8 protein-coding genes and 1 tRNA gene are annotated in these 12008 nt (G+C 64.5%); 6 read left to right on the top strand and 3 right to left on the bottom strand.

Translation table 11 applies throughout. The annotated features are described in order from the left end of the window. Nucleotides 1-6 precede the first annotated feature (6 nt). Nucleotides 7-519: an RNA polymerase sigma factor gene (locus AAC640_RS00485; RefSeq protein ID WP_340264111.1), complete on the bottom strand. Its 513-nt coding sequence runs from the start codon at nt 517-519 to the stop codon at nt 7-9. A gap of 204 nt (nt 520-723) precedes the next feature. Here AAC640_RS00485 and AAC640_RS00480 point away from each other — a divergent pair, with 204 nt between their 5' ends. From AAC640_RS00480 to glgX, 6 genes are all read left to right on the top strand, one after another. Further along, the gene (locus tag AAC640_RS00480) at nt 724-1923 is read left to right on the top strand and encodes a serine hydrolase domain-containing protein (RefSeq protein WP_340264110.1); all 1200 of its coding nucleotides are present in this window, start codon (nt 724-726) and stop codon (nt 1921-1923) included. Nucleotides 1924-2025: 102 nt separating this feature from the next. Next, nucleotides 2026-4491, top strand: coding sequence for a glycogen/starch/alpha-glucan phosphorylase (locus tag AAC640_RS00475; protein WP_340264109.1), 2466 nt, complete (start codon nt 2026-2028; stop codon nt 4489-4491). A 4-nt stretch (nt 4492-4495) separates the two neighbouring features. Next, the gene (gene glgB, locus AAC640_RS00470; RefSeq protein WP_340264108.1) at nt 4496-6685 is read left to right on the top strand and encodes a 1,4-alpha-glucan branching protein GlgB; all 2190 of its coding nucleotides are present in this window, start codon (nt 4496-4498) and stop codon (nt 6683-6685) included. Nucleotides 6686-6720: 35 nt separating this feature from the next. After that, complete coding sequence (glgC, locus tag AAC640_RS00465) at nt 6721-7980, top strand: glucose-1-phosphate adenylyltransferase (protein ID WP_340264107.1); 1260 nt, start codon at nt 6721-6723, stop codon at nt 7978-7980. A 23-nt stretch (nt 7981-8003) separates the two neighbouring features. Continuing rightward, nucleotides 8004-9449, top strand: a complete 1446-nt coding sequence (gene glgA / locus AAC640_RS00460; RefSeq protein ID WP_340264106.1) for a glycogen synthase GlgA — start codon at nt 8004-8006, stop codon at nt 9447-9449. Next, nucleotides 9446-11326, top strand: a complete 1881-nt coding sequence (gene glgX, locus AAC640_RS00455; protein WP_340264105.1) for a glycogen debranching protein GlgX — start codon at nt 9446-9448, stop codon at nt 11324-11326. The genes glgA and glgX overlap by 4 nt, the downstream gene beginning before the upstream one ends. 33 nt (nt 11327-11359) lie before the next feature. On the opposite strand, the gene AAC640_RS00450 is transcribed toward glgX, so the two are convergent. Then, nucleotides 11360-11435 (bottom strand) — tRNA-Lys (locus tag AAC640_RS00450). Nucleotides 11436-11480: 45 nt separating this feature from the next. Next, nucleotides 11481-11993 carry a 2-amino-4-hydroxy-6-hydroxymethyldihydropteridine diphosphokinase gene (gene folK, locus AAC640_RS00445; RefSeq protein ID WP_340264104.1) on the bottom strand — a complete coding sequence of 171 codons (513 nt, stop codon included), beginning with the start codon at nt 11991-11993 and terminating at the stop codon, nt 11481-11483. Nucleotides 11994-12008: the final 15 nt, after the last annotated feature.

The raw sequence follows: 12008 nt of genomic DNA, 5'->3' as shown, positions 1-12008 counted from the left end.
GTCCGCTCATTCCGTATCGAGCCTCTGCCGGAGGGCCATCATCGCGCGATAGGCCTTCTGCAAATCCTTCTCCACGGTGGTGAGGCTGATCCCCAGTTCCTCCGCGATGAGGCGCTGGCCGACCCCTTCGAGGCGGAAGCGGCGGAAGACCAGTTCCACCCGTGGCCCCAGATCCCTGAGCACCGCCTGCGCCTGCTCCAGCGCTTCGGTCAGGATCATGCGGTCGTCGATGGCGACTGCGGCTGTCGGGTCAGCCATGACTCCCCCCGCGCCCTCCGCCCAGTCCTGCTCCCGCCGCGCACGCCGGGCGCCGGAACGATAGCGGTCCAGCATAAGGTTGTTCGCCATGCGGTAGAGATAGGGAAGCGGATCGGCGACGGGTCCGATATCCTTTTCCTGCAACTTCATCCACATGTCTTGCAACAGGTCCTCTCCGTCCGCGCCCGCGCCGCGCGCGCGCAGGAAGCGCAGCAGCGCGGCGCGGTTTGCCAGGAAGGTTGCCGAAAGGCCGGTGGCCATGTCGTTTCAGGTCCGGTGCAGGTCAGGCCGGATGCCATAAAGGGCGACAGGGGGTGTTGGCAATGCGCTGAGGTGGCGGTTAACGAACCGCGCCTCCAATCTTGTCTTGGCACCGATTTCCGCCCAATGCGCTAGATCCGGCGAGGCACCAAAAGATGCTGGAGCAGGTTCAGCATTGGCGTGTTGGCGAATGACAGAGGCGGGATGCAGGCTGAAGGATCAGTTGACGTCAAGGCGGCGGAAGCCGCGGGCATGGACGCGGCGCGGCTGGAGGCGCTCGTCCGGCATCTTGAGCAACGCTATGTCGAGAGCGGCAGGCTGCCGCACCTGTCGCTGCTCGTTTCGCGCGACGAAGAGCCGCTGCTGCGCCATGTGAGCGGGACGGCGCGAGCGACGGGTGAGCCGCTGCGTGACGATGCCCTGTTCCGCATTGCCTCGATGACGAAGCCCGTGACCTCCGTCGCGTTCATGATGCTGGTCGAGCAGGGGCTGGTGACGCTGGACGAGCCGGTCACGACCGTCCTGCCCGAATTTGCGTCCTTGCGGGTGGGATTGCAGGGCAGGCCGCTCGACCGCCCGATGCGGATGATCGACCTGCTGCGCCATACATCGGGCCTCACCTACGGGTTGCAGCGGCACACGGCGATTGATGCGCGCTATCGGGAGCTTGGCCTGGACGAGTTCCAGCAAAAGCGTAGTCCCGACCAGTTCATCGCCGCCCTTGCGGCCCTGCCGCTGGAATTTTCGCCGGGGGAGCGATGGAATTATTCGGTCTCCACCGACGTGATCGGCGTGGTGGTGGAACGGCTGACCGGCGTCGACCTGAACGTTTTTTTCGGGGAGCGCATCTTTGCGCCGCTGGGCATGGAGGACAGCTTCTTCGACCTGCCCGAGGACAAGGTCGAGCGCATGACCGACGCCTGGCAGCTGGGGCCTGACGGGCGCCTGTCGCTTTATGATCGGGGCGCGCGCAGCGGCTGGCGGCGCCCGTCGCGGCTCCGGTCGGGAGGGGGCGGGCTGGTTTCCAGCGTCGCTGACTATCATCGCTTCACGCGGATGCTGCTGCGCGGCGGTGAATTGGAGGGAGCGCGGCTCCTGCAGCCGGAAACGATCGCCCTGATGCGGGAAAACCAGCTGCCGGGCGGACGCGATCTGGCCAGCCTGTCGACGTCGATGTTCAGCGAGGCGGACTATGCCGACGTCGGCTTCGGCCTGGGTTTCGCCACTGACCTGCGCACGCGGGAATATTTTTGGGGCGGAGTGTTTTCGACCTTCTTCTTCATCGATCCGGTCGAGCGGCTGATCGGTCTGCTGATGACCCAGCATCTGCCATCGAGCGTCTATCCCATTCGCCGCGAACTGCGCGACGGCGTTCACGGCGCCATAAGGGACAGGCGCGGCTGATCCAGGGTTGCGGAAGATCATGCTGCGCTGCAAAATTGCTGTTGGAAAGCGGCGCCGGCCTGTGCCATCATCCTTCCTGGATTCAGCAGGGGACCCCAGCCGATGAACCTTCAGGGCAAAGCCACGCTTCCCAAGCCCGCGCCGCGACAAGTCGACCCGGAGGCGCTTGCCCATGAGATCGTCGAAAGGCTGACCTATCGCATCGGCAAGAATGCGACAGCGGCCAAGCCGCATGACTGGCTGCATGCGGTGATCCTGTCGATCCGCGACCGGGTGATCGACGCGTGGATCGCCTCCACGCAGAAGACCTATGAGGAACAGGGGCGGCGGGTCTATTATCTGTCCCTCGAATTCCTGATCGGCCGGCTGATGCGCGACGCCGCGTCCAACATGGAGATGCTGGACGACATGCAGGCGGCGCTGGCCTCGCTCGGCGTCGACATGGACATCATCGCCGCGCTGGAGCCGGACGCGGCGCTGGGCAATGGCGGCCTGGGGCGGCTCGCCGCCTGCTTCATGGAGAGCATGGCGACGGTCGACGTGCCTGCCTATGGCTATGGCATCCGCTATGTGAACGGCATGTTCCGGCAGGAAATTTCGGACGGCTGGCAGGTGGAATTGCCCGAAACATGGCTGACCCACGGCAATCCCTGGGAATTCGAACGGCGCGAGGCGAGCTATGAGATCGGCTTTGGCGGGCGCGTTGACCCGTCGGAGGAAGAGGATGCCAGCCCGCACCAGATGCGCTGGCGACCCGCCGAGCGGGTAATCGCGACCCCCTATGACACGCCGATCGCCGGCTGGCGCGGCAAGCGCATCAACACGCTCCGCCTGTGGGAAGCGCAGCCGATCGATCCGATCCTGCTCGACCGCTTCAATGCCGGCGATCATCTTGGCGCGCTGGCCGAGAGCAACCGGGCCGAAGCGCTGACGCGGGTTCTCTATCCCGCCGACAGTTCTCCGGCCGGGCAGGAATTGCGGCTGCGCCAGGAATATTTCTTCTCGTCCGCGTCGCTGCAGGACATCGTGCGGCGGCACATCCAATATTTCGGTGACATCCGGACCTTGCCGGACAAGGCGGCGATCCAGCTCAACGATACCCATCCGGCCGTAGCGGTCGCGGAAATGATGCGCATCCTGCTCGACGAGCATGGGCTCGACTTCGACGAAGCCTGGGACCTGACGCGGCGCGTCTTCAGCTATACCAACCACACGCTGCTGCCCGAGGCGCTGGAAAGCTGGCCGGTGCCGCTGTTCGAGCGGTTGCTGCCGCGTCACATGCAGATTGTCTATGCGGTCAACAGCCGGCTCTTGGGCGAGGCCCGCCGATCGGGCCATTTCGATGACGGTGCGATCGGCACGATATCGCTGATTGACGAGGGCGGCGAGCGGCGGGTGCGCATGGGCAACCTGGCCTTCGCGGGATCGCACAGCGTCAATGGCGTGTCGGCGCTGCATACCGACCTCATGAAGGAGACCGTCTTCGCGGACCTCCATCGCCTCTACCCCACGCGGATCAACAACAAGACCAATGGCGTCACCTTCCGCCGCTGGCTGATGCAATGCAATCCCGGCCTGACCGGCCTGATCCGCGAGGCGATCGGCGACAAGTTCATGGACGATCCCGAAGCGCTGCGCGAGCTTGACGGCTTTGCCGACGACAAGGGGTTTCAGGAGAAGTTCCTGGCCGTCAAGCGCGCCAACAAGGCAGCGCTGTCCGACCTGTTGCGCCGGCGGATCAATGCGCGGATCGATCCCGCCGCACTGTTCGACATGCACATCAAGCGCATCCACGAATATAAGCGGCAGCTGCTCAACATCATTGAGGCGGTGTCCCTGTACGACCAGATCCGGTCGCATCCGGAGAAGGATTGGGTGCCCAGGGTCAAGCTGTTCGGCGGCAAGGCCGCGCCCAGCTATCATAACGCCAAGCTCATCATAAAGCTGGCCGGCGATGTGGCGCGGGCCGTCAATCATGACCCGGCGGTCCAGGGCCTGCTGAAGGTGCAGTTCGTGCCCAATTACAATGTCTCGATGGCGGAGCTGATGATTCCGGCGGCGGATCTGTCCGAACAGATTTCGACGGCGGGCATGGAAGCGTCGGGCACGGGCAACATGAAGTTCGCCGTCAATGGCGCGCTCACCATCGGGACGCTGGATGGCGCCAACGTCGAGATGCGCGACCATGTAGGCGAGGAGAATATCATCATCTTCGGCCTGACAGCGGCCCAGGTGAACGAGCGTCGCGCGCAGGGCTATGTTCCACGAGAGGTCATCGCGCACAGCCGGGAACTGGGGCAGGCGCTCGACGCGATAGCGGGCGGGGTATTTTCGCCCGACGATCCGAGCCGCTATCGCGAGCTGGTGCAGGGCATCTACGACCATGACTGGTTCATGGTCGCGGCGGATTTCGACAGCTATTCCGCGGCCCAGCGGCGGGTCGATGCGATCTGGCGCGACCCCGCGCAATGGGCTCGACACGCGATCCACAATGTCGCGCGCATGGGATGGTTTTCTTCGGACCGCACCATCCGCGAATATGCCACGGACATATGGAAGGTGCTATGACGCGGTGCTGAGCCCGGATCAGGTCGACCGGCTGGTCGAAGGGCGCGACGACGATCCCTTTGCCACGCTGGGCGTGCATCCGGCGGATGGTTCTTGTGGCAAGGGGGGCTTTGTCGCCTGCCTCCTGTTGCCCGATGCGGTCAGCGTGACCGCGCATCGGCTGGACGGCAAAGTCGCGGGGACGCTCGAGCAGATCGACCGGCGCGGGTTGTTCCGGGGCAAGGTGTCAATCCGCAAGCGGCAACCGCTGCGCTATCAGGCGAGCTATGCCGACGGCAGCGATTACTGGTTTATCGATCCCTATGCGTTCGGGCCGGTGCTGGGGCCGCTCGACGACTATTATTTCGCGGAAGGATCGCACGGGCGCCTGTTCGACAAGATGGGCGCTCACCTGATGACCCATGAAGGCGTGGAGGGCACGAATTTCGCGGTCTGGGCGCCCAATGCCCGGCGGGTAGCGGTGGTCGGCGACTTCAATCGCTGGGACGGGCGGCGGGGGCTGATGCGGCGGCGGCAGGACACGGGCGTCTGGGAGATGTTCCTGCCCGAAGTCGGTCCAGGCGCGCGGTACAAATATGAGATACTGGGCCCAGACGGCGTGTTGCTGCCGCTCAAGGCCGATCCCTTCGCATTCCAGTCCGAGTTGCGGCCTTCGACCGCGTCGATCGTGGCCGCGCCGGCGGATCATGACTGGGGCGATCATCGGCATCGCGAATATTGGGCGAGTGCTGACCCGCGCCGCGAGCCGATATCGATCTACGAGGTCCATGCCGGATCATGGCAGCGCGACGAGCATGGCCAGTTCCTCAGCTGGGAAGAACTGGCGAACCGGCTGATCCCCTATGTCGTGGGCATGGGCTTTACCCATATCGAATTTCTGCCGGTCAGCGAATATCCCTATGATCCGAGCTGGGGGTATCAGACCACCGGCCTCTACGCGCCGACCGCGCGCTTCGGCGACCCGCAAGGCTTTGCGCGCTTCGTCGATGGCGCGCATCGGGCAGGGGTGGGGGTTATTCTAGATTGGGTGCCGGCGCATTTCCCGACCGATGCCCATGGCCTTGCCCGCTTCGATGGCACGGCGCTGTACGAACATGCTGATCCCCGTCAGGGGTTCCATCCCGACTGGAATACGGCGATCTACAATTTCGGGCGGCGGGAGGTCGCGCAGTTCCTCATCAACAACGCGCTGTTCTGGGCCGAGCGCTATCATGTCGATGGCCTGCGCGTCGATGCGGTCGCCTCGATGCTGTACCTGGATTATTCACGCAAGGCGGGAGAGTGGATCCCCAACGCGCAAGGCGGGCGGGAGAATATCGAAGCGGTCGACTTCCTCCAGCAGATGAACAAGGCGCTGTATGGCACGCATGCGGGCGTGATGACCATCGCGGAGGAATCGACCAGCTGGCCCAAGGTGTCGCAGCCGGTGCATGAGGGCGGACTGGGTTTCGGTTTCAAGTGGAATATGGGCTTCATGCACGACACGCTGCGCTACCTGGAGCGCGATCCGGTGCATCGGCGTCATCATCATGACGATATCACCTTCGGCCTGCTCTACGCCTTTACAGAGAATTTCGTCCTGGCGCTCAGCCATGACGAGGTTGTCCATGGCAAGGCGTCGCTGTTGCACAAGATGCCGGGCGACGATTGGCAGAAATTCGCGACATTGCGCGCTTACTACGCCATGATGTGGGGGTATCCGGGTAAGAAGCTGTTGTTCATGGGGCAGGAATTCGCCCAGCGCGACGAATGGAGCGAGGCGCGGTCGCTGGATTGGCAGTTGCTTGACCATGAGCCCCACCAGGGCGTGCAGCGGCTGGTGAGCGACCTCAATCGACTGTATCGCACGCGGTCCGCGCTGCATGCGCGTGATTGCGAGCCGGAGGGGTTCGAATGGGTGTTGGTGGACGGCGCGGCCGATTCGCTCTTCGCCTGGGTGCGGCGCGCGCCCAAGGCGGCGCCTATCGTCGTCATCAGCCATTTCACGCCACTGTTGCGGACGGGCTATCGCATGCGGCTGCCTTCGGCAGGGCGGTGGCGTGAGATCATGAACAGCGACGCGGCCGACTATGGCGGCAGCGGCGCGGGCAATATGGGGTCGGTGTTCGCCGATGAGGAGGGATGGGCGCATGTTACCGTTCCGCCGCTCGGAACGCTGATGCTGGAACTGGATTATCAAGACCGACGGACATGAGCCGGACGGTCGCGGGCAGGAAGGAGAGCAGCCCCATGCAGCCGAGATATCAGCCGATCGCGCGCGATGCCATGGCCTATGTCCTGGCGGGCGGGCGCGGCAGCCGCCTAGGCGAATTGACCGACCGCCGCGCGAAGCCCGCCGTCCATTTCGGCGGTAAGGCGCGGATCATCGATTTCGCGCTGTCCAATGCGCTCAACAGCGGCATCCGGCGCATTGGCGTTGCGACCCAGTACAAGGCGCATTCGCTGATCCGCCACCTGCAGCGCGGCTGGAACTTCCTGCGGCCCGAGCGCAATGAAAGCTTCGACATCCTGCCCGCCAGCCAGCGCGTGTCGGAAAGCCAGTGGTATGAGGGCACGGCCGACGCGGTATTCCAGAATATCGACATCATCGAAAGCTATGCGCCCGAATATATGGTCATCCTGGCGGGCGATCATGTCTACAAGATGGACTATGAGCTGATGCTCCAGCAGCATGTCGACAGTGGCGCCGACGTCACCGTTGGCTGCATGGACGTGCCGGTGAAGGAAGCCACCGGCTTTGGCGTCATGCATGTCGATGAGCAGGACGTCATCACCGACTTTATCGAAAAGCCGAAGAACCCGCCCTCTATTCCGGGGAAGCCGGGGATCGCGCTGGCGTCGATGGGCATTTATGTGTTTCGCACCAGCTTCCTGATCGATCAGGTGCGGCGCGATGCCGACGACGCGGCAAGCAGGCGGGATTTTGGCGGTGACATCATTCCCTATATCGTGCGCAACGGAAAAGCGGTCGCCCACCGCTTTTCAAGCAGTTGCGTGCGCGCGGAAAGCGAACCGGTGCCCTATTGGCGCGACGTCGGGACGATCGACGCCTATTGGCAGGCGAATATCGACCTGACCGAGGTCGTACCGTCGCTCGACCTGTATGATCGCAACTGGCCGCTATGGACCTATTCGGAGGTCACGCCCCCCGCCAAGTTCGTGCATAATGAGGAGGGCCGCAGGGGTTCGGCGACGTCTTCGCTGATTGCCGGAGGCTGCATCGTGTCAGGCTCGGCTCTGCACAAGAGCCTGCTGTTTTCAGGCGTCCGCACGCACAGCTTTTCATCGGTGACCGAAAGCGTCATCATGCCCGACTGCATCATCGGGCGGGGCGCAAGGTTGACCAAATGCGTGCTGGATTCCGGGGTCGTGATTCCCGAGGGGCTGGTCGTCGGCGAGGATTTGCAGCATGATGCGGCACGGTTCCACCGGACTGACAGCGGCATTTGCCTGATCACACAGCATATGATCGAACGGCTGGCGGACTGAGCGACTTGGGCAAGACAAGCCAGATGAAAGTGCTTTCGGTCGCTTCCGAAATCTTTCCGTTGATCAAGACGGGCGGGCTGGCCGACGTGGCCGGCGCCCTGCCCGGCGCGCTGGCGGCGCACGGGGTTGATGTGCGGACGCTGATTCCGGGCTATCCTTCGGTGCTGGCCCGGATCGGCAAGGGGAAAGTCGTGCGGCGCTATGAGGCGCTGTTTGGCGCGGCGGCGTCCGTGCTGGCGGCAAAGGCCGGCGATCTAGACCTGCTGGTGCTGGATGCGCCGGATTTGTTCGCGCGCGAGGGGGGGCCATATGGCGACGTTGCCGGTCGCGACTGGAGCGATAATTGGCGCCGTTTCGCCGCGCTGAGCCGTGTCGGCGCGGAGATCGCGGCGGAGGGCGCGAAAGGTTGGCAGCCTGACCTGGTCCACGCGCATGACTGGCAGGCGGCGATGACGGCCGCCTATATGCGCTTTGGCCCTGCCCACGCGAAGCCCAAGATCGTAACCATCCACAATCTGGCTTTCCAGGGACGGTTCGGCGCCGACATTTTCGCCGGGCTTGGCCTTCCGCCAGAGGCCTGGGGCGTGGACGGCGTCGAATATTATGGCGGCATTGGCTATCTGAAAGCGGGACTGGTGTCGGCCGATGCGATCACCACCGTCAGCCCGAGCTATGCGGACGAGATCCGGTCGCCCGCCCATGGCATGGGGCTGGATGGCCTGATCAACGGCCGGGCCGATCGATTGCACGGGATATTGAACGGCGTCGACACGGAGATCTGGAACCCGGCAGGCGACCCGTTGATCGCCCGGTCCTACACTGCCCGATCGCTGGGCGCGCGGGGCGCCAACCGGCGCGCGCTGGAACAGCATTTCGCGCTGGATCGCGACGATGCGCCGATCTTCATCATCGTCAGCCGCCTGACGTGGCAGAAGGGCATGGACATGGTGGCGGCCGCGATCGACCATCTTGTCGGACTGGGGGGCAAACTCGCGGTGCTGGGGTCGGGCGATCATCCGCTTGAAGGCGCTTTCCTGGCGGCGGCGGATCGGCATCGCGGGCGGGTAGGCACGCATATCGGCTATGACGAGCCGCTGTCGCACCTGATGCAGGCGGGTGGCGACGCCATATTGATCCCGTCGCGCTTTGAACCCTGCGGGCTGACGCAGCTTTATGGCCTGCGCTATGGATGCCTGCCGGTGGTGGCGCGGGTCGGGGGCCTTGCCGACACGGTGATCGACGCCAATGAAGCGGCGCTGGGCGCCGGCGCCGCGACCGGCGTCGTTTTCGCGCCGTCCGATCCGTTGGCGCTGCATGGCGCGATCGCGCGGGCGGTGCGGCTGCATAAGGAGCGTGCGCTATGGCAGGCGATGCAGCGGGCGGGAATGCGAGCAGATTTTTCCTGGACACACAGCGCCGCGCGTTACGCGCGGCTGTTCCGCTCCTTGCTGTCGCAAGAGGCGGCATGACGCGGCTGCTGGGAGCGCAGACCAGCCCCGGCGGCACCCGCTTCCGGGTCCGCGCGCCCGATGCGTCGCAGCTCTGGCTCTGCCTGTTCGACGAGCAGGATCGGGAAAGCCGGCTGGCGATGGCGCAAAATGGCGACTGCTGGGCTATCGAGGTCGCTGGAGTTGGCGCGGGCGCACGCTACGGGTTGCGGGCTGACGGCCTCTATGACCCGGACGCCGGGCTTTGGTTCGACCCGGACAAGCTGCTGCTCGATCCATGCGCCCGCGCGATCGACAAGGCTTTCGTCTACGATGCCGCGCTGGCGGCCCGACGCGGCGAGGGCACTGATACCGCCGCCCTGATGCCCAAAGGCGTTGTAGTCGAAGCGTTGCCGCCCGTCGCGGGCGAGGCTGCTTTCTTCCGGCCGGGCGGGCTGATCTACGAACTGCAGGTGCGCAGCTTTTCGCTGCTGCATCCCGACCTGCCCGAGGAGCAGCGCGGCACGATCGCGGCGCTGGGGCACCCGGCCATCATCGACCATCTGCGGCGATTACATGTCAGCGCCGTGGAACTGATGCCGATCAACGCCTGGATCGACGAGCGTCATCTGGGGTCGCTCGGTCTGCGCAACGCGTGGGGCTATAATCCGGTAAGCTGGTTCGCGCTCGACCCGCGGATCGCGCCGGGCGGCATGGCGGAATTGCGGTCCGCGATCGCGGCATTGCACGACGCGGGGATCGGTGTGCTCATCGACATGGTCTATAATCATGACGGCGAAAGCGATTGTGAAGGCCCCACATTGTCGTTGCGGGGATTGGACGCGCGGGCGGCTTTTCGCCACGCGGCGGACGGACAGCTGATCAACGACACCGGCACGGGCAACAGCATCGATTGCAATCACCCGGCGATGCAGGCGCTGATCCTGGAATCGTTGCGGGATTTCGTCCTTCAGGCGGGGGTGGACGGGTTTCGTTTCGACCTGGCGCCGGCTTTGGGGCGGCTGCCGCATGGGTTTGACGGGCATGCGCCGCTGCTGAGGGCAATGCGCGACGACCCGGTGCTTGCCGACCGGGTGATGATCGCCGAGCCGTGGGATATTGGACCCGGAGGCTATCAGCTGGGGCGCTTTGGCGACGGTTGGCTGGAATGGAACGACCGCTATCGCGACGACATGCGGCGCTTCTGGCGAGGCGATGCCGGCATGCTGGGGGCGTTTGCCACCCGGATCGCGGGCTCTTCCGACCTGTTCGGTGGCGGCGCCGAAACGCGGTCAGTCAATTATCTCGCTGCCCATGATGGCTTCACTCTGGCGGATGTCACAGCCTATGAACAGCGCCATAATGAGGCCAATGGCGAAGCGAACCGTGACGGCCATGGTGAAAATTTCAGTTGGAATAACGGGGTGGAGGGGCAGAGCGACGATCCTGCGGTCACGCAAGCGCGGCGGCGCGATGTGAAGGCCTTGTTGTCCACGCTCTTCTGTTCCCGCGGGACGATCATGCTGACCGCGGGTGACGAGTTCGGCCGATCGCAGCAGGGCAACAACAATGCCTATGCGCATGACAACGCGATCGGCTGGGTCGACTGGCTGGGGCGCGATAGCGATATTGAAGCGCATGCATTTGCGCTGGCCGGGCTGCGAGCGCGGCAGGATGATCTGTCAGCGACCAAGTTGTTGACCGATGATGATGTCGAGTGGCTAGACGAAGCCGGCCATCCGCTAGGCCCGCCGCAGTGGGAAGAGCCGGATCGGCGACGCCTGATTATGCGCTATAGGGCTTCGGGGCTGGCCCTCTGTATTAATGGCGGTGCGCAAGACTGCCGCTTTCGGATTGGGGACCGGGAGATCATGGTTTTCGCCCGCTCGATCCTGCCTGTTCCTGGCGATGGCGACTAGAGGCAGGCCGTGGCGGAGCAGCGTGGCTGGCCATGGTGAGCCCTGCTGGATTCGAACCAGCGACCTACTGATTAAAAGTCAGTTGCTCTACCGACTGAGCTAAGGGCCCGCATGCTTGCGAGTGGGCACGCACTAGAGGGGGCGATGCGGCTGGTCAACCTCTAGCTGGCGGCAAAGCTGTCGCTTTTCTTGATCGGGCGTGGAGCTGGCGGACGGTGAGGCCAGAGACGGGGTCGCGCCATGTGGCGGCGATTGTCCGCAGCGGCGTGAGAACGAAGGCGCGCGTGCGGAAATGCGGGTGGGGGATGCGCAGGGATGGGCTGTTCCAGCGTCCCCCCGACCAAAGGATGATGTCGATGTCCATGCGGCGGGCGCCCCAGCGGCGGTGACGCCGGCGGCCCAGACGCTTTTCGATCATCTGGAGCGCGTGCAGCATCGCTTCGGGGCCCAGCGCGCTTTCGATGACGAGTGCGCCGTTGGCGAAGTCGCGCAGCGATGGGCCTATCGCCAAGGTCGTGATGACGGGTGCGATTGCCTGGACCTTGCCCAGCTGTGCGATCAGAATCGCGGCCTCGGCCAACAGGCGGCGGGGCGGGCGGGAGGCTGACTGCGCCCGGTTGGACCCCAGGGCGAGGGCATAACGGTGAAGAGCGCTTGTGTTTGCCATCGGCCAGCGCCTACT

This window comes from Sphingobium mellinum (genome assembly GCF_037860795.1).
Classification (GTDB): Bacteria; Pseudomonadota; Alphaproteobacteria; order Sphingomonadales; family Sphingomonadaceae; genus Sphingobium; species Sphingobium mellinum.
Note: the sequence above shows the minus strand (reverse complement) of the source record. Positions and strands in the feature narration are given on the sequence as shown.